The following is a 22984-nucleotide window of genomic DNA, read 5'->3' on the forward strand; positions in this document are numbered from 1 at the left end:
TCTTCTTCAGATTTTTCTGATGGAAATCAATTAGCGATTCTCAGTTGGTTTGTTGTCAGCTGGATTCGCAAACGGCTCATCCTCAGGCTCCTGAGCAACCGGCGATTCGTCACCAGATAGATCCTGCGTTGAACCATCAATAAGCGCCGCTTCTTCTTCGCTTATCTCAGCTACCGGAATATTCATTTCAGCCATAATTGACGTCTTGAGCCACACAGTTTCGTCTCCGCTGGGCGACTCAAGCGTAACGGCGTCGCCATCGATATCGACGATGCGCCCAAAGAATCCCGATGTGGTCACAACATTGTTGCCTACCGCGATAGCTTTTTCACGCTGTTCTAACTGTGCGCGTTGTGCTTTCTTGGCTCCAGCGTTCATGAACCAGATGAATCCGACCATGACCACTAGCAACACTAAGATTTCAATTCCTGGCATAGATATTCTCCGTAGAATGTTAAAAATTACCAGTGCCCACTTTACTAGTTTTTTCCATCAACTAAAAAGTGTTTCTTCTGGCGGATTAAGCCCTAAATGTTTCCAAGCCAACGATGTGGCCATTCGGCCACGAGGTGTGCGCACCAAAAAGCCCTCTCGCACGAGATAAGGTTCAGCCACAGTTTCCACCGTTTCTGGCTCTTCTCCAACTGATACTGCGAGAGTAGTCAAACCCACTGGTCCGCCATTAAAGCGCAAGCACACGGCCTCCAATACAGATCGATCCAAACGATCAAGCCCGCAGCTATCAACCTCAAATACCTCAAGCGCAGCACGCGCCGCATCCAAATCAAGAATCCCACTGCCACGCACTTGCGCCCAATCTTGGACGCGTCGCAAGAGTCGATTCGCAATACGCGGAGTGCCACGCGAGCGTGAAGCAATCTCTTGAGCTGCGTCGTCGTTTAATACCGCATCAAGTTTAATCGCATTAGCTGAGACGATCTGCGCTAATTCAGAATTTTCGTAATAGTCGAGATGAGCGGTAAAACCGAAGCGATCACGTAAAGGAGCAGGCAGCAAGCCAGCACGCGTCGTCGCGCCCACAACGGTAAACGATGGCAACGGCAGCGGAATCGACGTCGCACCCGGCCCCTTACCTACCATCACGTCTACCCGAAAATCTTCCATCGCCAAATAGAGCATTTCTTCGGCAGTGCGTGCCAAACGATGAATCTCATCAATAAAGAGCACATCACCCTCTTGCAGCGAGGAGAGCACTGCAGCTAAATCCCCTGGATGCTGGATCGCTGGACCAGACGTCAAACGCAATGAGCCATTCACTTCCGCCGCAATAATCATTGCTAACGTGGTCTTTCCTAACCCAGGAGGACCAGACAATAGCACGTGATCAGGGGCATTTCCGCGCGCAATAGCTGCATCTAAAACGAGCGAAAGCTGATTGCGCACAACTTCTTGCCCGACGAATTCCACCAGCCGTTTTGGGCGCAGCGCCGCTTCTTGTGCGCGCTCAGTATCGGATGCATCCGAATTGGTAATATCCCACTGACTCACTGTTATCGCCGACTTCCCAAAATTTGTAATGCACTGCGCAGTAACTGAGCCACCGTTGCATCAGGATTGAGTGCTTTCGCTTCCTCAATTGCACTGCCAGCATCCTTTTCTTGCCAACCCAAATTGACCAAGGCTTGTAGCACGTCTGGTGAGGAATCCGTCGCCCCTCCCGAGCTAGGTGTGGCACCAGTGCTCGGCCCGAGCTTATTGCCAATTTCAAGGATCATCCGTTGGGCACCTTTTTTACCAATGCCAGAAACCTTGGTTAGTGCAGCTTCATCTTTGTTCTGTACCGCTCGACGCAAATCATCTGGACTGTGCACGCTCAACACAGCGAGCGCCGTCCGCGGCCCTATCCCCGAAACGCCGTTGAGCACTTCGAAAACCGCGCGCTCGTCGTCGTCCAAAAAACCGAACAAAGTTAAGGAATCTTCCTTGACGATAAGCGTCGTAAAAAGAGTCGTTTCCGAGCCAATACGCAACGTAGAAAGCGTACGTGGCGTGGCATGAACAAGCATTCCTACCCCACCAACGTCAATAACTGCGCTGGAGATGGTCATGGAGAGCACAGTGCCACGCAAAGAAGCAATCACTTTTTCACCTTTCGAACAAACGTTTCATAAACAGAGTACCGTATCGTTGCGAAAATAGGCGGCCCAAACCGCCCAAGTTATTGCGAATCTTTTGGAGCAACCGCACCATGTCGCGCTCGTAAACGCTCTGCTTGTGCCCACATTTTTTGAGCAGGTGTGAGATCAGCACCCTCGGCACGCGGCAACATTCCAGCACCGCCGTGTTGAGCGCGATCTGTATCTTGAAAATCCATTGCTCCGCCACGCCATGCGTGACAAATTGCAATCGCTAAGGCATCGGCAGCATCTTTTGGCCGTGGAAGCTCATCGAGCCGCAATATTCTTTGCACCATCATCTGCACCTGCGCTTTTTCAGCCCGACCGCTGCCGGTAACAGCGGCTTTCACCTCAGACGGTGTGTGAAATGCTATCGGTAGCCCTCTGCGCGCCGCTGCGAGCATAACGATGCCCGCTACCTGCGCCGTACTCGTCACTGACCTCACGTTTTCTTGTGCGAAAACGCGTTCAATAGCGACGACGTTGGGGCGAAAGATCGCCAGCGTTTCTTCGAGCTTGTTCGAAATAATGAGTAAACGCTGGTGAGGAGGTAATTCAGGTGCGGATCGGGCCACATCAACGTCAACAAGTTTGACTTGCCGACCGCCGCGACTATCAATAACGCCTAAGCCACATCGAGTCAGGCCCGGATCCACACCTAAAATACGCAATTAGCCTTCTGCCTCAATTTCAGCCATAACTTCATCTGGGATATCCACATTGGAGTAAACATTTTGGATATCGTCGAGATCGTCAAGCGCATCGAGCACTTTGAGAACTTTCAAAGCACCTTCTTTATCGACGGCTACTTTCATCGATGGCACAAACTGCACTTCAGCGGAGTTATAGTCGATTCCGTTTTCCTGCAGTGCAGTACGTACCGCGACGACGTCGTTCGGCTCCGAAAGCACTTCGAAAACGTCGCCTTCATCGGAAACTTCTTCAGCGCCAGCATCCAGCACTGCCATGAGCAGCGAGTCTTCGTCTACGCCGTCGGCCTTTGGCACCTCGATAACACCTTTACGTGCGAACATGTACGCAACCGAACCTGGATCTGCCAGTGTTCCGCCGTTACGGGTAAGTGCAACACGAACTTCAGACGCAGCGCGATTGCGGTTGTCGGTCAAACATTCGATCAAAACTGCCACGCCGCCCGAGGCATAACCCTCGTACATAATCGACTCGTAGGTGACGCCGTCTTGACCCTCACCAGAAGCTCGCTTGAGAGCGCGATCGATATTATCGGAAGGAACCGAATTCTTCTTTGCTTTCTGAATCGCATCAAAAAGGGTTGGATTTCCATCGGGATCAGGTCCACCAGTACGCGCAGCTACTTCAATATTCTTGATCAGACGCGCAAAAAGCTTGCCGCGCTTAGCATCAATCGCAGCTTTCTTATGCTTTGTGGTTGCCCACTTAGAGTGTCCGGACACTAGATCTCCTTATTCTTTGAAACCTTTAACGAAGCAATTCTACATTGCGAAGCAAAAAACACTCACATTTTCTATTGCGAGTGCGCTCACGCTGCCACAACGAGCACACATGCGGCTGTACGCCATCAGCGTACGTCGCCAGGAAGTGCGTTCGCCGCGAAACGGAACGCGAACGGCGTCGTCATTCTTGCAAAACGAGAGGCCGATGACGCCGGCGTTCAGTCCTCAATCGCCGTCAGCATTACGCCGTTCCAGCCGCGCGCCCAATCCTGCGCCATCGGCACAAAACCGAGCGGATATACGGTTTCGCCGTCAGCGACCGCCTGAGCCAATTGCGCTAAGTTCCACCACCGATGCTCGTCAAGGACTTCTTTTTCAAGCTCGGTGAGCGAGCGATGCTCTCCGGCATCGATCAGCGCTTTTTCTTCGTCCGAAATATGCAGTAAGAAGAAATGCTCATCTTGCTTTGAGGTACGATCCACAAAACGAAATATCGATTCGCGGTAAAGTACTGGGCCTACCAGGCGATTTTGATCGACTCTGAGCCCAGTTTCTTCGGTCAGTTCCCGGGCTGCTGCTTCCCTATCAGTTTCACCATCCATTTTGCCGCCGCCTACCGTGAACCACCAAGCATGGTGAATATCGGCAAAATCGTGGCCTTTGATCAGGTAAACCTCACCTTGTGCATCGAAAATCACTACCCGAGCAGCACAACGATGCGGGAAACCCTGTGCATCAAGTGGCCACTCTTGCTCGATCTGATCAGAGATTTCTTGAGCAGTGTTATTTTTGTTCTCAGCCTCGCCTTGACTGCGAGACTCAGCGTGAAATTGCGTCACTTGTCACCTCATTTCCTGCAAATAACGTGCGCAACCGGACGATCTCGTTGAGCAGATTGCGTTCTCGCTCTCGGTTTTCCGCCGTCTGTACCTGCCCTATTCGCAGTGCAGTAGTTCGAAAATATCCCAGCTCAATGAGTGCGTTTTGATAATCTTTCATTGTTTCAGCACCCCGACCTTTGGGCAGACCACGCCGAAGCATGCGCGTTTCGGACCAATTCTGCGCAGACATTCGCCGTGCGAGCGACAAAATCATGTCAATATCCGATGGCAATAGCCAGCCGGCATCCACATAGTCTTGCAGGCCTTGTACAACAAATCGCTTTTGTTGCCACCGCGCATAAATCGCGAAGCCGGTCATAATAATGGCGATTGGCACGTTACTCCATATCACGTAACTTTCGTACGTCATTCCCGGAAAACTCAGTGCGGCATTATTAAACCAATGACCAGCAACAGCGCTGATTGTGGCAGGTATCAACCACAGTGAGCGAGTGAATCGACCTTTGGTAAATACGGCGAATCCGAGAAAAAATCCGAAAGCGGCAGTCCAGGCTTCATGATTGAGCGGGCCATCTAAGAAACGCACTTTAAAGACCTGCTCGATCACATCATAATTGCGCACAAAATACAAAATATTTTCCGTGAAAGCAAAGCCTGATCCCACCAAAGCGCCGTAGACGATTCCATCGACTGGACCGTTAAAATACGAGCGTAACAGCTTATAAATGAGGATTACGCCCAATCCCTTGCTGAATTCTTCCGTCAAAGGCGCTACATAGGCACTCAGATAATATTTCACTTCCGGCTGTGAACCAGAACCAATAATAGAGCTATGGGCAATATACTGCCCTGCATAATCGTTGAGAACTACCGCCAATACGATAGAAGAACCAGCTCCCCATGCGAATGCGGCCGCATACATCCACAGTGGCTCTGGTTCCCAACTGTCGATAAGCCACACGAAGAAACCAATTGCGACGACTGGAATGATCGCATAGAGCGCAGCTCCAAATAAGCCTGATATTCCTTGCGGCCGGGAAAGCTCAGGCAGAATTGCCCAAAAACCAAATACACCAATCATCGTCATGATGATTGCAACAATAAAAGCTGATGCCCGCCGTCTTTTCATATTGATCATTCCTAGATCAGTCCACTAAATCAACTGTCTGTGGCATCGGTGCGCGACCAGCCAAACGAAGTGAACGCGTAAAGCGGCTGCGCCGCACTCGCCGCGCCTGTGAGACGTGAATATTGTGAAAACGCCGCGTCATGCGCACATCTCGACGATCGCGTTCGAGCTTATTCAACAAAATTTGTGTGTCTTGATCGAGCTCATCGCGATCAAGTTCATCAACCGTGAGCTGCAATACCCTGCTTAATTCGGATTCAACGCTCAAACGATCAGCGGCATTCTTAGCTGAGCGCTCATTGGCATAGTCTACGATGTCTTCACATTCTGCGGCGTCGATTGATACATGGCCAGCAGACGCCAAGAGATCTAAGCCATCGTTCACCAGTGGGCTGTCCACCGCATGAGCAGCTTCTTGAGCAGCAGATTTAAGCAAGACTGCAGAGGCAATATCAAGTACGCCCCGATCTGCAAATTCCTGAGCGTGTTGCGCGCGTGAGTACAGCGCATTTTCTAGAAGTCGGCGTGATTTAACAGCGTTAACGTGTAACGCATTGAGTTTACGAGCTGTGATCACTCCAGCAATAACAACGAGTGCGACTACGACCGCTAGTGCGAGTGCGAGCCAAATGAACAGTGATGGCATATACGGTTCCCGTCATTCGATTCTGGCATTTTGCATTTTAATCGCCGTTTCATACACAGCAAAGATTTGCGACGCTACAGTTCCCCAGTCATATTTCCACGCAGAAACCGCTCCTGCCTGTGCCTTTTGCGCACGCAATTGAGGATCGCCTAGCGCTGCGAGCACAACGCGCGCTAAATCTTGAGAGTTTTCGTTCTCAAAATGGAATCCACAACCGCCGTTTTCCAATACTGCCCGGAAAGCGGGAATATCGGAAGCCACAATACACGCCTGTGCGCTCATTGCTTCAACCAAAATAATGCCGAATGACTCTCCGCCGGTATTGGGCGCGATGTAAACGTCAGCCGAGCCGAGCAAGGCAGCCTTGTCGGCATCCGAAACTCCCCCTAAAAACTCAACGTTAGATGCGGTGTCGCCAAACATCGCTCGAGCTTTGTCAATGTCTCCACGCCCTGCCACGAATAGGCGCGCCTGGGGATACTCTCGTAAAATCTGCGGCATTGCCTCAGCTACCAGGTGAAGGCCTTTACGCGGTTCGTCGAGCCGACCCAAAAACGCCAGCGTCGGCCGCTGCGGCGTGCCGGTAAATCGCTCATCACGCTCCTTAATCTGCATCTGTGAGACTTTAACACCGTTGGGGATCACCCACGCGTCCCCGCCCAGGTGCTGTACCGCCGTCCTTCTCGCCTCTTCTGATACGGCAATTCGCGCCTGAATCTTATCGAGCATCGGCACCAAGATCGGAGCTGAGAGCGTCATCGCACGCGATCGATCCATAGCGGTATGAAATGTAGAAACAATCGGGCAATGCGCGCTCATCAGCGCCAACATCGATACCGACGGCGTAAAAGGTTCATGAACGTGCAAAACGTCCAGATTTTCCTCACGCAACCAGGCGCGAACCTGACGGTTAACTTTCGGGCCAAAAGCTAAACGCGCCACTGAACCGTTGTAACGAATTGGCACAGCTGCCCCAACCGGCACCACGTAAGGTTCGAGTCCGTCAGTTTTTTCCGACGGCGCAATGACCGTCACCTCGTGCCCGCGGGCAATAAATTCTTCCGCAAGATCGCGTATATGCACCTGCACCCCGCCGGCAACGTCCCAAGAATATCCGCACGCAATTCCAATTTTCATGGCCTCACCTACCTCGTGGTTCAGCATCGAGCGCGCGTTGCAATCGAGCCAAATCTAAATCCTCAACGAATAACTTCTGCAGCATATGCCAATCAGTCAAATGTGCTCGCAAAACAGGCAGAATCTGATCCATCCACTGTTGGTTCATCTCAATAAGAACCTCGGCAGGAATAGATTCCCCCACCGGTATATGGCGAGGTGGCAATATTGGTTGGCCGATAATCAGTTTGATACCCCACGACGATCCTGCTCGCCGTACTCGCGCACGATCCTTGCCAAAGTAATCGCACACCACCATCACCGGAATCATCGGACGATTGGTTCGAACCGAAAGAATCGCTGCCCCTGGCGCCACTCGCGCACGGTGACCACCTAACTCCACCTCAACACCGCGAGCACTCAAATCACGGTCGCACAAGAGCGGCGTAAAACAAAGAGCAGTATCCATATCCGCAGCTAACTTGCCTATCGAATTACTGCCACGCACCGCTTGATAAATCGTCATTCCAAGCGACTGACGAAAATCCAGGAATTGTTGTGCCAGCTCAGGCGGTTCGAGTTTTTCAGCAATCGTGTGAACTGGCGCTAGATCAAGCGTTGCCCATGCGCCTGCCAAATCCCAGTTTCCCATATGCAGGAGGGCTCCTGAGCAAGAATTATGAGCCAAGTGGTTGCACAGCACATCGAGGTTTTCGCCGCTCACACGCGCGCGAATTTGCGCCGGTGAGAGGTATTTGAGTCGAAAAACTTCCTGATAGTAACGCATATAGGAACGCATTGCCTGCGCACTTCGCCAACGCTGGGCGATCGTGGAATCGAGGGGCGCTATTCTTTGCTGATTCTTGCGAAGTTGGCGCACGCCGCGTATATTACTCAGGCCGACGACGAAGCCCACCGTTTCAAACACACGTCGCGAAACGCCGTCGGGAACCTTCGCAACGAAACGATCGCATAAGGAAAAGAGCCTGAGAATATCCATATGACCTGCCCAATTACTGGTTATTTGGCGCAAGTTTGCACTGCTGATACACCACGTGCATACGTTGAATCACGGTAATAAATGAGAGCAAGGCAAGTATCCACATTCCTACCGCCATAATCCAATGGCTCAAACCAAAACCTACCAAGAGCACACAAACTCCGGCGAAAACTAAACGATCTGCCCGTTCAGCTATCCCTACGCTGGCGCTCATTCCCACACCTTCAGCGCGGGCGCGCGCATAGGGAACGATAGAACCAAAAATGAGAGCAGCCAAAGCTCCGGTCATCACCCAATTCCGCGTAGGCTCGCTGGCAGAGGTGTATCCCCATGCAACGAAGCTGGCAAATATCGCAGCATCGGCGAATCTATCCATCGTTGAATCAAGAAAAGCACCCCAGGTGCTCGCGGTGTTCGTCAGGCGAGCTACTTGCCCGTCCAGATTGTCGAAAATAACGAGAATTGTAACTACCAGAGTGCCAATGAGTAATTGATTTCTTGGGAAAAAATACAGCGACGACGCAATAGTCAGCACCGTTCCTACCACGGTGATCGTATTGGCACCGATCCCGAGTTTGACGCATGCTCGTGCGATTGGCCCAAAAAAGATGTGAGCCAATGGGCGACCTGATCGACTGAGCATCTATCCTCCCTGCAAGAATCAATTCACTTAATTGTGTTTTTGTGCTGGCACGTTCGACGCGTGCCAGCACAAAATACTTTACTGGTTTACGTGATTTTTGATCTGTTCAACAATGCGTGTGATGGCTTCCTCTACCGGAACGCCGTTATCTTGGGAACCGTCACGCATGCGGAACGACACAGCTCCTGCTTCCACGTCCTCTCCACCAGCGATCAACGTGAATGGAATCTTGTCTTTAGATGCGTTGCGAATCTTCTTCGGGAATCGGTCATCCGATTTGTCCACTTCGACACGCACGCCGTGCTCGCGAAGCTTGGCAGCGACGTCGTCTAGATATGAATCAAAGGCATCCGCCACTGGAACACACCGCACCTGAACAGGAGCCAACCAAGCAGGGAATGAACCCGCATAGTGCTCTGTTAGCACACCAAAGAAACGCTCGATCGAGCCAAAGAGTGCACGATGAATCATCACTGGCTGCTGACGCGAGCCATCAGACGCAGTGTATTCGAGGTTGAAACGCTGTGGGAGGTTAAAGTCGAGCTGGATAGTAGACATCTGCCAGGTGCGTCCAAGTGCGTCTTTCGCCTGCACAGAAATCTTTGGCCCGTAGAATGCCGCTCCCTCTGGATCTGGCACGAGTTCCAAGCCCGATTCATGTGCCACTTCTTCAAGGGTGCGCGTAGCTTCATCCCAGATATCGTCGTCACCAACGAACTTCTTTGGATCTTTGGTGGAAAGTTCGAGGTAGAAATCGTCAAGACCATAATCTTTGAGCAGGTCGAGCACGAATGTGAGCAGCTCGGAAAGCTCATCTTTCATCTGCTCGCGGGTGCAGTAGATATGCGCGTCGTCTTGCGTGAAGCCTCGAGCGCGCGTCAAGCCGTGAATAACACCAGATTTCTCGTTTCGATATACCGTGCCAAACTCAAAGAGACGCAGTGGCAACTCACGGTAAGAACGCCCACGGGCACGATAAATAAGATTGTGCATCGGGCAGTTCATTGGCTTGAGGTAGTAGTCGGCGCCCTGTTTGGTGATGTTCCCATCGGCGTCGCGTTCCTCGTCCATCTGCATGGGTGGATACATTCCCTCAGCGTAGAAATCGAGATGTCCAGAAAGCTCATACAGGTTCGACTTCGTAATATGCGGAGTGTTGACGAACTCGTAACCACCTTTGAGGTGCTTTTCGCGTGAATAATTTTCCATCTCCATACGGATAATTCCGCCCTTAGGGTGGAATACAGCAAGTCCAGAACCAATTTCGTCTGGGAATGAGAAGAGGTCGAGTTCGCTGCCAAGCTTGCGGTGATCGCGGCGTTCAGCCTCAGCGATACGCTCCTGGTAAGCAAGCAGATCCTCTTTAGAAGCCCAGGCTGTGCCGTAAATTCGCTGTAGCGAATCCTTGCTCTGATCTCCACGCCAGTATGCTGCCGATGCACGAGTGAGGGAAAAACCGTTACCAATCAACTTGGTATTGGGAAGGTGCGGGCCGCGGCAAAGATCGCCCCAAGCCACTTCCCCATTGCGGCGCACATTCTCATAGTATGTAAGCGTTTCGCCGCCCACCTCAATGGAGGCACCGTCAGCGATGTCTTCTCCCTGAGCGCTCTTAGCGTCCACAAGTTCCAATTTATAAGGCTGATCGGCAAGAAGTTCGCGTGCCTGTTCCTCAGTGAGTTCGCGGCGCACAAAGCGCTGCCCCTCTTTGACGATCCGCTTCATATCTTTTTCGAGTTCTTTGAGCAGCTCAGGCGTAACAGAATCGATATTGCCGAAGTCGTAGTAAAAACCATCGGTGATGAATGGACCGATGCCGAGATTCACGTCTGGGAATTTGTTCTGTACTGCCTGAGCCAGCACATGCGTGGTGGAGTGACGCAAAATATTGAGTCCATCTGGGGAATCAATCGTCACTGTTTCAATCTGGGCATCTTCGGGAAGAGATGTGAGCTCAGTGGAAAGATCCTTTAGCTCGCCGTTTACTTTTAATGCAACAATCGAACGGTTGGCAGCAAAATAATCGATTCCATTAATCGGCTCGTCAATTACTACATTTTCTCCGTCAATGCTCAGTTTCACATTTGCCTCCTGGCTTGGCTGGCTGCGTTACAAGGGCACCCAGCTATTTCTTTGATCACTATGTAGTTTACGCGCAGTTGCCGAAGAATCCCTAAGTGTGGCGACGACGTGCGGAAACTAACTAGAAAATCGCTTTCCCACAAAACTAGCAAACGGCGCAAAACAACCGAAACCTCTCATCGCAAACCGTCGCTCTAAAAGAAAAAACAAAAATCCCCACAAAGAAAGTGCACAAAATTAAAATTTAAGATACCGTTACGCCATGGCATTAAGCGTTTTTGACCTGTTCTCAGTTGGTATTGGCCCGTCGTCGTCCCACACCGTTGGCCCAATGCGAGCCGCACATATGTTTTTGGCGGAACTTGGAACGCAACTCGGCGAGGTTCACCGTATCCGCTGCACGCTCTATGGTTCACTAGGCTCCACTGGCAAAGGGCACGCTACCGACGTAGCAGTTATGCTGGGCTTACTTGGTGAAGTCCCTGAAACGGTCGACCCGCGCAGCGTAATGCCTACTGTTCACGATGTCGAAAAAACGCACCAACTTGCGCTCGGTGGCACACATTCCATCAGTTTTTCTCCTGCATCCGATATTATTTTCGACGGCGGTACCGAACTTCCTGCCCATCCGAACGGTATGGTTCTCGAAGCTTTCGATGCCAAGGGGCAGAGCCTGCAGCACAGCACTTATTATTCGGTGGGCGGCGGTTTCGTGGTCAGTGGCGAGGTCTCGCCATCTGAACCGATTGTTCCTGACGAGACGGCGATCCCCTACCCGTATAAAACCGCAGCTGATCTCCTTGAAATTTGCCAGCGTACAGGTTTTTCTATCGCAAAAGTGGCGATGGAAAATGAAAAAGTTTGGCGCTCAGAAAGCGAAGTGCGCGAAGGCCTGCTTCATATCTGGGACGTGATGAACGAGTGTATCCGCAACGGTAGCGAAACTGAGGGCGTGCTCCCTGGCTCTCTGCGGGTATTGCGACGCGCGCCGGGTTTGTACCAAAAACTCACCTCCGAGGGCGCCACGAATGATCCTTTGCGTGGCATGGATTGGATTACGTTCTATGCGCTCGCGGTCAATGAAGAAAATGCTGCTGGCGGGCGCGTAGTCACCGCTCCTACCAACGGCGCAGCGGGCATTATTCCGGCAGTTTTGCGCTACTACTTGGATTTTGTTCCAGGAGCGTGCGACGACGCCGTGGTGCGTTTCCTGCTCACTGCAGGTGCGATTGGCATTATTTTCAAAACGACGGCCTCTATCTCCGGTGCTGAAGTTGGCTGTCAAGGCGAAGTGGGATCTGCGTGTTCGATGGCCGCAGGTGGTATGGCAGCGGTGCTCGGCGGTTCGCCAGAGCAAGTTGAAAATGCTGCTGAGATTGGTATGGAACACAATCTTGGGCTCACCTGCGATCCAGTGGGCGGTTTGGTGCAAGTTCCATGTATCGAACGCAATGCTATTGCTTCTGTAAAAGCTATTGCCGCTGCTCGCACTGCCTTGCGTGGCAATGGTAAGCATATCGTTTCGCTCGATTCAGTGATCAAGACGATGCGCGATACTGGCTTGGATATGCAGTCGAAATACAAGGAGACGTCGCTCGGCGGCCTTGCCGTCAATGTGATCGAATGTTGAACCACTGTCGCAAAAATTCGTTTTAGTATCTGGACTCACATATAAATCCGCTTGGCGATCATGGACTTTCGCCCTACTATGGAAACCATGACAACTAGAGCACTGTTAGTCTTAGCTGATGGAACCTCTTTTCAGGGTTACAGCGTAGGAGCGGCAGGAACAGCCGTTGGCGAAGTTGTTTTTAATACATCAATGACTGGATACCAAGAGATTCTTACCGATCCATCATATTATCAACAGCTCGTCACCCTCACTTATCCTCATATAGGAAATACGGGAACCAATTCGCAAGACATAGAAAGTTCACAAATATTTGCTTCGGGACTGATCGTAAGAGATGTCCCGTTTTTTGTATCCAATTACCGCGCGGAAAACGATCTTCCGAGCTATCTCAGCGAACACGGAACGGTAGCAATTGCAGGAATCGACACGCGGCGTCTTACTCGCGTACTGCGCGAAAAAGGTAGCCAAGCTGGTGCGATTCTTACCGGAGACGACGCCGCGGTTGAGTACGGCCAAAAGCTCGCCCAAGCTTTTGGCACGATGACGGGGAAAGATTTGGCACGCGAAGTAACGTGCGGTCACCTGCGCATACATCGCGAAGGTACGTGGAATCCTAATGGTAAGTTCGACGAACCCAATGCCCTGCCGTGGCGTGTTGTAGCTTATGACTTTGGCATGAAAACGAATATCGCCCGTATGCTCGCCGATCGTGGCTGCGAAGTGTATATCGTTCCCGCTACCACGCCAGCAAGCGAAGTACTGGCGCTCAAACCGCACGGCGTATTTCTCTCCAACGGGCCTGGTGATCCCGAACCGTGCACTTATGCGGTGGAGGCTATTCGAGAGATCCTGAAAGAACGTATTCCGATTTTTGGAATCTGTTTAGGGCATCAATTACTAGCTTTGGCACTTGGCGCCGCCACTCAAAAAATGGTATTTGGACACCACGGTGCGAATCATCCGGTCAAAGACTTGCGATCCGATCGGGTGTTTATTACGAGTCAAAACCACGGATTCTGTGTTGACCCGGCCTCGTTGCCTAGTAATGCGGAAGTAACGCACATATCGCTGTTTGATGATTCTCTTCAAGGTCTCGAAATGGACGATCAACCAGCTTTTTCGTTTCAAGGTCATCCCGAAGCTAGCCCAGGTCCACACGACTTGGGCTTTCTTTTTGACCACTTCATTGAGCTTATTCACGACGATATCAGGCGTACACGCGAAGTATATGAGCAGAGCAATAGTTGAAACTGAACCCCAGTAGGTACTGAGCACAAGTAGATGCTGAGCAAAGGATGCTCACCGACAAATTTATGACACTACGTGTACCTCCCACTGCTATCGAAAGGAAATAACTGCACATGCCACGGCGAGCAGATCTTAAAACTATATTGCTTATTGGTGCAGGTCCAATTGTGATCGGCCAAGCCTGCGAATTTGACTATTCTGGCGCACAGGCCTGCAAAGCCCTGCGCGAGGAGGGGTACCGGATTGTGCTCGTCAATTCCAATCCGGCAACGATCATGACCGACCCCGACGTAGCCGATGCCACCTATATTGAGCCGATCGAGTGGCGCACGCTTGAAAAAGTGATAGCTCGTGAACGCCCGGATGCAATTTTGCCCACCATGGGCGGTCAAACCGCACTTAATTGCGCTCTTGAACTGGCACAACGCGGAATCTTAGCCAGGTATAACGTGGAATTAATTGGTGCGAGTGAAGAAGCTATTGCCAAAGCAGAGGATCGCGGCAAATTCAAGGAGGCAATGCGAAATATCGGCTTAAATACGCCGAAATCTTTTGTTTGCCACACCCTTGATGAAGCCATGCAAGCACAGCAAGCTGTTGGTTTCCCCACCCTGATCCGCCCATCGTTCACGATGGGCGGATCAGGAGGTGGCATTGCCTATAACCGAGATGAATTCACCGATATTTGTCTGCGCGGATTCGAAGAGTCCCCCACTCACGAACTGCTCATTGAACAATCCATTTTGGGTTGGAAAGAGTTTGAGATGGAGGTGGTGCGAGATCGCATGGATAACTGCATTATCGTGTGCTCAATCGAGAATTTCGATCCTTGCGGCATTCACACCGGCGATTCAATCACTGTAGCTCCAGCTCAAACGCTCACCGATAAGGAGTACCAGCTCTTACGCAATGCTTCGATTGCCGTACTTCAAGAAATTGGTGTAGATACCGGCGGCTCGAATGTTCAGTTCGCCGTTCACCCTAGCACTGGTGAAATCATTGTGATCGAGATGAATCCGCGGGTGAGCCGCTCATCTGCTTTAGCTTCAAAGGCCACCGGTTTTCCGATCGCTAAAGTCGCTGCCAAACTCGCCGTGGGATATACGCTCGATGAGCTGCAAAACGATATCACCGGAGGCAGCACGCCAATCTCATTCGAGCCGGCCCTCGATTACGTGGTTACAAAAGTACCGCGATTCGCCTTTGAAAAATTCCCCGCCGCGGATCCTCATCTCACCACGCAGATGAAATCAGTAGGTGAAGTGATGGCAATCGGCAGAACTTTCCAAGAGTCGCTTCAAAAGGCGCTATGCGGTTTGGAAGTGGGATTGAGCGGATTCGATCCCCAAACCACACATGGCTCGTCGACGAGCACGCAGGTGAACCTGATCAAACAAGAACTCTCTGTTCCAAAAGCTGAGCGCATACTTTTTATCGCAGACGCCTACCGAGCCGGAATGAGCATTGAAGAAATCCATGCTCTCACATCCATTGATCCGTGGTTCCTCGCCCAGATCGCGGAAATCGTCGCAATAGAAAACCAGCTCAGCACACTCAGTTTGGAGCAATTAACGCCCGATACCCTATTTACTGCCAAGCAGAAAGGCTTTTCGGATACTCGGCTCGCGGCGCTACTTGCGGTTTCTCCCGACGACGTGCGCCGGCGTCGTCAGGAATTGAACGTAACGCCTGTATTCAAACGCGTCGATACCTGCGCGGGCGAATTTGCGAGCGAAACCGCCTATCTTTACTCCACCTACGAGGAAGAATGCGAAGCTGATCCCACGCAGCAGCGCAAAATAATGATTTTGGGTGGCGGACCAAACCGGATCGGCCAGGGCATCGAATTCGATTATTGCTGCGTGCACGCCTCTCTTGCTTTGCGCCAAGCGGGTTATGAGACGATCATGGTCAATTGCAATCCTGAAACCGTCTCAACCGATTACGACACCTCCGATAAGCTCTATTTCGAGCCACTTACGCTGGAAAAAGTGCTCGATATTGTGGACGTTGAGCAACCCGATGGCGTGATAGTTCACTATGGCGGGCAAACTCCGCTCAAATTGGCTCGTGCGCTGGAAGAACACGGCGTAAGGATCGTGGGAACCTCCGCCGAAGCCATCGATATTGCCGAGGATCGCGAACGTTTCCAAAAAATTGTGGCGAAATGCGGGCTTCTCCAACCAGAAAATCGCATCGCTCGCTCGGTAGGCGAAGCGATAACGATGGCACACGACGTCGGCTACCCGCTTATGGTGCGTCCCTCCTACGTGTTGGGCGGACGCGCTATGCAGGTGGTTTACGACGACGATCAGCTCCGGCGCTATATGGGCAAAGCTGTGGACGTCTCACCTCAAAATCCGGTGCTCCTCGATTCGTTTTTGTCGCACGCGATTGAGGTGGACGTTGATTGTATAAGCGACGGTAGCGATGTGATGATTGCGGGGATTATGGAGCACGTGGAGCAAGCCGGCGTCCATTCCGGGGACTCCACCTGCTCGCTGCCCCCACACTCACTTTCACAGGCGATACAGGAAGAAATCCGGCTTCAAACTGCAAAGCTCGCTCAGGAACTTGGCGTTATTGGCCTGATGAACGTGCAGTTCGCTGTGCAAGATGGCGAGATTTACGTGCTGGAAGTTAATCCGCGTGCTTCGCGCACTGTACCTTTCGTTTCCAAAGCTACCGGCAGGCAAATAGCAAAGATTGCGGCGCTGGTGATGGTAGGCAAAACACTCTCCGAGCTCAATAACACCGGAGAAGCCACGCCGAAGGTGTGGTCGGTGAAAGCGCCAGTATTTCCTTTTACTAAATTTCCTGGTGTGGATACTATTCTTGGTCCAGAAATGCGCTCTACTGGTGAGGTGATGGCCAGTGGCGCGTCGTTTGCGCAGGCATATTACAAAGCTCAAATCGGAACTGGTGGGAGTGTGCCAAGGGTTGGTAAGGCCTTCTTGTCCGTTCAAGATAAGGACAAACCTGGAATCGTGGATATTGCGCGCAGATTGCAGGTATTAGGTTTTGGGCTATGTGCCACGCAAGGAACTGCGCAATATCTTGCCAAACACGGCGTGCATGTTCAAATCATGAACCGCCGCACCGAGGCGCGTCCACATATCATTGATGCCATGACCAACGGAGAGATCTCCTTGGTGGTTAATACTGGAAACTCTGAAGGGCAAGTGGTGGCAGACGGCGCGAAAATCCGCCAGAAAGCATTAGCTATGCGAATCCCGATCTACACCACGATCGCTGGAGGCAAAGCAATCACTTCAGCGATTGCTCATAGTGAAGACGACGCCGTGGTGGAGTTACACGAGATCAACTAACGAGTGCTCGTGCTCGGCTCACAACATGATTTGCCGCGAAGAAAGGTGGGCTTGTGGTCTCAGAGTTGTGGTCTCGCGGCCAGCTGTTCCCCTGTAGCAAATGTTTCGCTTCCAGCGATTCAGTGCTTGCGCTTAGGCTTAGGGTCTTCCACATAAGCAGAGTAAGCCTGGCGTGGGTTTGACTCCACACCCGGTGGAATCAACGACACATCCAACGAAGAAAAATACTTCTCAAAATCAACCTCCCCAATACCCTGGGACGTCTCATAAGAATCCTTCCAATCCTTGGGAACAAGATTCCTCCCCCAACCCCTCACACGATTAGCAATCAACGCCGGATACACCTGAAACCACGAATCATCACACAAATCACCATTCATACAAGTAACAGTGTCCAAGTCGGCGGTTAAACTGAAAGCCATGATCGGTTCAAAAAAAGCTTTAAACTTCGTTATCGTAAACCGACCAGTAACCTCAAAAAACTCATTCTCCACAACCACATCAAAACGCTTCTTACTCACCTGACGAACCCAAATCCGCCCCATCGCACCAAAACTATTCGAATTACGAAACACTCGCTCATAAACAATACCGAAACAAGCTAGGCCACCAACAAACGCGCCGGCGCACATCGTGTACCGAATCCCAGACATCTCTTGCGGAATAGCCGACCAAATAAAATACCCCAGAATACCTGATGCCCCCCATAAAAGATAACGCTTAACATACGTCGACAAATAAGCGGCACTCGCAAAAATAACAAAATACAGACTAAACAGCCCCAACACTGGAAAAACAGATCTGGTGCCGTACGCGATTATCGCACCAACCACATTGATACCGATAAACAACATACAGAAAGCAGCATGTCCCCACGTAAACTTCTCAACACCCGATCCCATCGGAGCACCCAAAGAATTCTTAGCCCGCCACCAATGAGTTAACTTAAACCACGCCGCCAACCCACGATCAGCATCAACATGCCCTTGAGCCAAACCCTCAAGAAACACCACCAAATCCTCAAGAGAAGCCACAAGATGCCTCGGCTGCTTCTCTTCTTCCAACAACACATCTAAACCAGCACCAACATAACCCCGAGCACCAAGAAAATCCTGAACCTCAACAGCATCAGACGCTAACCGCAACAACGACTCAAACCGCTCCACATCATAACCACTATGCATGATATACGGCGCATACCGCCCCGAACGCTGCACCTGAAACGACTGCCGCAACACCAACCGCATACACACCCGAGCCAAACGCACCCCAGCATCAAACGACAACACCACACCCATGATTTACTACCATCTACTACTTGCGCTTAGGCTTAGGATCTTCCACATAAGCAGAGTAAGCCTGACGTGGGCTTGACTCCACACCCGGTGGAATCAACGACACATCCAAGGTCGAAAAATACTTCTCAAAATCAACTTTATCGATACCTTGGGACGTCTCATAAGAATCTTTCCAATCCTTGGGAACAAGATTCCTCCCCCAACTCCTCACACGATTAGCAATCAACGCCGGATACACCTGAAACCACGAATCATCACACAAATCACCATTCATCACCGTCTCAATGGTTAGATCAGAAGTCAAAGTAAAAGAAATTATCGGTTCGAAAAATGCTTTAAATTTCGTTATCGTAAACCGATCAACAACCTCAAAAAACTCATTTTCCACAACCACCTCAAAAAGCTTCTTACGTTCAATTTGACGAACCCAAATCCGCCCCATCGTGCCAAAACTATTCGAATTACGAAACACCTTCGCATACAAGATACCTGCACACGCTAAACCGCCAACACCCATACCGAAGCACATACTCAACCGGTAATACTGACCCTCACCAGAAAACATGCCCCACATCCACCACAGCATTCCCAACTCGCACAGCAACACACACACACGAATAAACGTAACTCTCGCAAAACCAACTGATGCAAATACCGCAGCATACAACAGAAATAATCCTAATGCAGGGAAGAAAGCATTCCAGCCCATCATAGCCACCGGAACAATAACCCCGATCCCAAACATAATGACTGATCCGATCCAATGAACCCAGATAAACTTCTCCACACCAGAGCCATAGGGCACGCCCAAAGAATTCTTAGACCTCCACCAATGTGTTTCCCTGAACCACGCCGCCAACCCACGATCAGCATCAACATGTCCTTGAGCCAAACCCTCAAGAAACACCATTAAATCCTCAAGGGATGCCACAAGATGCTGCGGCTGCTTCTCTTCTTCCAACAACACATCTAAACCAGCAGCAATATAATCCCGAGCACCAAGAAAATCACGATCCTCAATAGCGTCACTCGCTAAACGCAGCAAATGTTCAAACGAGTCGGCATCATAACCACTATGGACTAACGACGGGGCATATCTTGCCCCTCTCTGTAGCTGGAAAGAGTGGCGCAGCACCAACCGGATACACACCCGAGCCAAACGCACCCCAGCATCAAACGACAACACCACACCCATAATTCAGATCATCTCCGCGACCCAGTTGCCAACAATTCGGCTTGCGAGTCATCAACATCGACAACAAAATATCAAGATCAGTATTAGCACAACTCCAACAACAAAAGAAAATAATTTGATAATTTACTTTTTAATTATTTGGATGAAGAAAGAATTATTACAACGAAACACGTGCACACTGGCGTCGTCTTGATGAAGAAAGATGAAGAAAACGCGCCTTGCAGACCAATAGTAAACCTCAGAGCCGATCAGCGCGAATAATCCACTAAACATGAGTAACGGATAGCATTAGCCACGAGGAATCAACACCACGAAAAATGGCTTTGTCGCAGAAGAAATTAACTTTGCCGAAACAAATGAGTGGGCGATACTGGGTTCGAACCAGTGACCTCTTCCGTGTCAAGGAAGCGCGCTACCACTGCGCCAATCGCCCTAAGAACGAATAAGCCACCCAGCCAAAGACTGAGTGTCTTAAAAATGAGGTGGGTACGGGATTCGAACCCGTGTATACGGCTTTGCAGGCCGCTGCCTCGCCTCTCGGCCAACCCACCAGGTGGTTGAGCAGTTATCTGCTTGGCCATCGAGCGGATGACGGGACTCGGACCCGCGACCCCAACCTTGGCAAGGTTGTGCTCTACCAACTGAGCTACATCCGCATTCTCGCCTCAGCGAATCCCTTATCAGCAAATACTCACCGAATCGGTTTTCGTCGTTTTGGCGACGCAGATAAATATAACGAACTTTCACCCCACATGTCCAATCACAAAAACATGACCTGCACCACCATGTTCGTGTTTGCTTATTTGACACCTTCTCGATACCATTTGTTACGCAATCATCAAACACGCAAGTTTGTGATGCAAGGGCGATTAGCGCAGTGGTAGCGCGCTTCCTTCACACGGAAGAGGTCACTGGTTCGAACCCAGTATCGCCCACTTTTTATACCTTTCTCCCAATCCTCTCCTATCTTTGACTAATCCTTCTTCAAATCTTTCCTCCAATCGCGATATGTGTGCATGTTAGTAGCATTTTCATGAGATTCTTAGAGTATGGAAATTTGGCCAGGAAACCCGTACCCACTTGGCGCTACTTATGACGGCGTCGGCACCAATTTCGCCGTATTCTCGTCAAGCGCCACAAAACTTGAACTCGCTCTCCTTGATGAAGAACTCAATGAGACTCTCATTGAGTTACGCGAAGTTGATGCACACGTGTGGCACTGCTACATTCCAGGCGTTCGCCCTGGCCAGCGTTACGGATTTCGTGCGCACGGCGATTTTGACCCAGAAAACGGCCAACGTTTTGACCCCTCGAAAATTCTTTTGGACCCTTACGCTAAAGCGATTACCGGGCAAGTAGAGAATCATCAAGCAAATTTTTCCTACAGCTTCTCCAACCGCGAAGAACGCTCAGAACTTGATTCGCTCCACCACACGATGCTCTCCGTCGTCATCAATCCATACTTCGACTGGGGGCACGATCGTCCGCCTCAACACGAATACCACGATACGATCATTTACGAAGCACACGTCAAAGGTATGACTCAACAAAGCGTTGAAATCCCTGAAGAGTTGCGGGGCACATACATGGGGATGTCGCACCCAACGATGATCAAATACCTCCAAGAGCTGGGAGTTACAGCAGTTGAGCTTATGCCAGTCCACCAGTTCGTCAACGATCCATCGCTCATTGAAAAAGGGCTGTCAAATTATTGGGGCTACAACACCATCGGCTTTTTCGCACCTCAAAATACTTACGCGGCCACCGGCGAATTGGGTGAGCAAGTTGATGAATTCAAGTCAATGGTGAAAGCTTTTCACGAAGCTGGAATCGAAGTGATTCTCGACGTCGTTTACAACCACACGGCAGAGGGAAACCATCTTGGTCCAACACTTTCTTTCCGTGGCCTCGACAACGAAGCCTACTACCGCTTGGTTCCTGATGATCGTGCCCATTATTTCGACACCACTGGCACTGGAAACTCGCTCAATATGCGGTCGCCACACACCTTGCAGCTAATTATGGACTCGCTGCGGTTTTGGATCACAGAAATGCACGTGGATGGCTTCCGCTTTGATCTCGCTTCCACGCTCGCACGTGAGCTATACGCCGTCGACAAGCTTTCGTCGTTCTTCGATATCATTCAGCAAGACCCAATAATTTCCCAGGTCAAACTTATTGCTGAACCCTGGGATATCGGTGAGGGTGGTTATAACGTTGGCGAATTCCCTCCATTGTGGACGGAATGGAACGGAAAGTACCGCGATACCATTCGCGATTTTTGGCGCGGCGAGCCTTCTACCCTCGACGAATTTGCTTCGCGCATATCCGGTTCTTCTGATTTGTATGAGCACTCTGGCCGCCGCCCGATGGCATCGATCAATTTTGTGACCGCACACGATGGCTTTACGATGCGTGACCTCGTGTCTTACAACGAAAAACACAACGAAGCTAACGGGGAGAACTCCCAAGACGGCGAATCGCACAACAGGTCATGGAATTGCGGCGCCGAGGGCCCAACCGACGACGCAGCCATCAACGCCCTGCGAGTGAGGCAAATTAAGAATTTCCTCACCACTCTCCTAGTCTCGCAAGGTGTACCGATGCTGTCGCACGGCGATGAGATTGGCAGAACTCAGCAAGGAAATAACAACAGCTACTGCCAAGATAACGAAATTTCGTGGGTGAACTGGCAACTTGGCGATGAAGAAACCGATATTTTCCGCTTCACTCAGGCTCTCATCAAACTTCGCAAAGAACACCCTGTGTTTAAGCGGCGTCGCTTTTTCAAAGGCGAATCCTCTCGCGGAGGAAGTTCGTCCAACGGCGATATCGAGTGGTTCAGAAACGATGCTTCCTACATGGAAGATTCTGACTGGTCTACGTCTTATGCACGGTCAGTGATGGTGTTCCTCAACGGAGAAAAGATCGGCGAGCCAGATATGCGTGGCATGCCAATCATTGACGACGATTTCACCATCGTCTTTAATGCTTCAGATACGGACATCGAATTCACGTTGCCGCAATCCGACAACCCAAATTCTTGGCAGCTCATCCTCTCTTCTGACTCCCAAGCAAACCCTAATCTCACGCTGTCACCAGGAGAGTCATTCACCGCCACTGCACGATCCTCGTGGGTATTCCAACGCGCGCAGATGAGCGCGCAAAAGGAAACTCGCGCCTTAGGTTCGCTCGTATCAGGAAGCAATTCTCAAGCGCTGTAACGGCAAAACCCGATCAAACCGGCAGCGC

The 22984-nt window shown here is 50.9% G+C and carries 18 protein-coding genes and 4 tRNA genes; 5 read left to right on the forward strand and 17 right to left on the reverse strand.

Features of this window, described 5'->3' with window-relative positions:
• Positions 1 to 30 precede the first annotated feature (30 nt).
• The 12 genes from yajC to thrS form a co-directional block, all read right to left on the reverse strand.
• Entirely contained in the window at positions 31 to 435 is a 405-nt protein-coding gene (yajC, locus tag JOD55_RS06555; RefSeq protein WP_204399242.1) for a preprotein translocase subunit YajC, read from the reverse strand.
• Positions 436 to 492: 57 nt separating this feature from the next.
• The gene (ruvB, locus tag JOD55_RS06560; protein ID WP_338022216.1) at positions 493 to 1509 is read right to left on the reverse strand and encodes a Holliday junction branch migration DNA helicase RuvB; all 1017 of its coding nucleotides are present in this window, start codon (positions 1507 to 1509) and stop codon (positions 493 to 495) included.
• 2 nt (positions 1510 to 1511) lie between these two features.
• Positions 1512 to 2102: a Holliday junction branch migration protein RuvA gene (gene ruvA, locus JOD55_RS06565; protein ID WP_204399243.1), complete on the reverse strand. Its 591-nt coding sequence runs from the start codon at positions 2100 to 2102 to the stop codon at positions 1512 to 1514.
• A 77-nt stretch (positions 2103 to 2179) separates the two neighbouring features.
• Positions 2180 to 2809 carry a crossover junction endodeoxyribonuclease RuvC gene (ruvC, locus tag JOD55_RS06570; RefSeq protein ID WP_204399244.1) on the reverse strand — a complete coding sequence of 210 codons (630 nt, stop codon included), beginning with the start codon at positions 2807 to 2809 and terminating at the stop codon, positions 2180 to 2182.
• Positions 2810 to 3571 (reverse strand): YebC/PmpR family DNA-binding transcriptional regulator, encoded by a 762-nt coding sequence (locus JOD55_RS06575; RefSeq protein ID WP_204399245.1) that lies wholly within the window; start codon positions 3569 to 3571, stop codon positions 2810 to 2812.
• Between the two features lie 218 nt (positions 3572 to 3789).
• Entirely contained in the window at positions 3790 to 4410 is a 621-nt protein-coding gene (locus JOD55_RS06580; RefSeq protein ID WP_338022217.1) for an NUDIX hydrolase, read from the reverse strand.
• Positions 4391 to 5542 (reverse strand): PrsW family intramembrane metalloprotease, encoded by a 1152-nt coding sequence (locus tag JOD55_RS06585; protein ID WP_204399246.1) that lies wholly within the window; start codon positions 5540 to 5542, stop codon positions 4391 to 4393. Before JOD55_RS06585 ends, JOD55_RS06580 begins: the two co-directional genes overlap by 20 nt.
• Before the next feature lie 16 nt (positions 5543 to 5558).
• Positions 5559 to 6188 (reverse strand): hypothetical protein, encoded by a 630-nt coding sequence (locus JOD55_RS06590; RefSeq protein ID WP_204399247.1) that lies wholly within the window; start codon positions 6186 to 6188, stop codon positions 5559 to 5561.
• Positions 6189 to 6200: 12 nt separating this feature from the next.
• A complete protein-coding gene (locus JOD55_RS06595) occupies positions 6201 to 7325 on the reverse strand; it encodes a glycosyltransferase family 4 protein (protein WP_204399248.1) in 1125 nt (374 codons plus the stop codon).
• Between the two features lie 4 nt (positions 7326 to 7329).
• A complete protein-coding gene (locus JOD55_RS06600; RefSeq protein WP_204399249.1) occupies positions 7330 to 8304 on the reverse strand; it encodes a phosphatidylinositol mannoside acyltransferase in 975 nt (324 codons plus the stop codon).
• A 13-nt stretch (positions 8305 to 8317) separates the two neighbouring features.
• Positions 8318 to 8947, reverse strand: coding sequence for a phosphatidylinositol phosphate synthase (gene pgsA / locus JOD55_RS06605; protein WP_204399250.1), 630 nt, complete (start codon positions 8945 to 8947; stop codon positions 8318 to 8320).
• A gap of 78 nt (positions 8948 to 9025) precedes the next feature.
• A complete protein-coding gene (thrS, locus tag JOD55_RS06610; protein ID WP_204399251.1) occupies positions 9026 to 11029 on the reverse strand; it encodes a threonine--tRNA ligase in 2004 nt (667 codons plus the stop codon).
• 262 nt (positions 11030 to 11291) lie between these two features.
• Between thrS and JOD55_RS06615 the strand changes: the two genes are divergently transcribed.
• The 3 genes from JOD55_RS06615 to carB all read left to right on the forward strand — a co-directional run bounded on the left by JOD55_RS06615 (position 11292) and on the right by carB (position 17239).
• Positions 11292 to 12659: an L-serine ammonia-lyase gene (locus tag JOD55_RS06615; RefSeq protein WP_204399252.1), complete on the forward strand. Its 1368-nt coding sequence runs from the start codon at positions 11292 to 11294 to the stop codon at positions 12657 to 12659.
• 87 nt (positions 12660 to 12746) lie between these two features.
• Positions 12747 to 13910, forward strand: a complete 1164-nt coding sequence (carA, locus tag JOD55_RS06620; RefSeq protein WP_204399253.1) for a glutamine-hydrolyzing carbamoyl-phosphate synthase small subunit — start codon at positions 12747 to 12749, stop codon at positions 13908 to 13910.
• 113 nt (positions 13911 to 14023) lie between these two features.
• Positions 14024 to 17239 (forward strand): carbamoyl-phosphate synthase large subunit, encoded by a 3216-nt coding sequence (carB, locus tag JOD55_RS06625; RefSeq protein ID WP_204399254.1) that lies wholly within the window; start codon positions 14024 to 14026, stop codon positions 17237 to 17239.
• 119 nt (positions 17240 to 17358) lie between these two features.
• On the opposite strand, the gene JOD55_RS06630 is transcribed toward carB, so the two are convergent.
• The 5 genes from JOD55_RS06630 to JOD55_RS06650 all read right to left on the reverse strand — a co-directional run bounded on the left by JOD55_RS06630 (position 17359) and on the right by JOD55_RS06650 (position 20388).
• Positions 17359 to 18537 carry a hypothetical protein gene (locus JOD55_RS06630; protein ID WP_204399255.1) on the reverse strand — a complete coding sequence of 393 codons (1179 nt, stop codon included), beginning with the start codon at positions 18535 to 18537 and terminating at the stop codon, positions 17359 to 17361.
• Positions 18538 to 18553: 16 nt separating this feature from the next.
• Positions 18554 to 19723, reverse strand: coding sequence for a hypothetical protein (locus JOD55_RS06635; RefSeq protein WP_204399256.1), 1170 nt, complete (start codon positions 19721 to 19723; stop codon positions 18554 to 18556).
• A gap of 370 nt (positions 19724 to 20093) precedes the next feature.
• Positions 20094 to 20165, reverse strand: a tRNA-Val gene (locus JOD55_RS06640).
• 47 nt (positions 20166 to 20212) lie between these two features.
• Positions 20213 to 20283 (reverse strand) — tRNA-Cys (locus tag JOD55_RS06645).
• A gap of 32 nt (positions 20284 to 20315) precedes the next feature.
• Positions 20316 to 20388: transfer RNA gene (locus tag JOD55_RS06650), tRNA-Gly, on the reverse strand.
• Between the two features lie 207 nt (positions 20389 to 20595).
• Between JOD55_RS06650 and JOD55_RS06655 the strand changes: the two genes are divergently transcribed.
• Positions 20596 to 20667 (forward strand) — tRNA-Val (locus JOD55_RS06655).
• Between the two features lie 114 nt (positions 20668 to 20781).
• On the forward strand, positions 20782 to 22956 hold the full coding sequence (gene glgX / locus JOD55_RS06660) for a glycogen debranching protein GlgX (RefSeq protein ID WP_204399257.1): 2175 nt from the start codon (positions 20782 to 20784) through the stop codon (positions 22954 to 22956).
• The last annotated feature ends 28 nt before the right edge of the window (positions 22957 to 22984 follow it).

The organism is Arcanobacterium pluranimalium, from assembly GCF_016907845.1.
Taxonomy (GTDB): Bacteria; Actinomycetota; Actinomycetes; order Actinomycetales; family Actinomycetaceae; genus Arcanobacterium_A; species Arcanobacterium_A pluranimalium.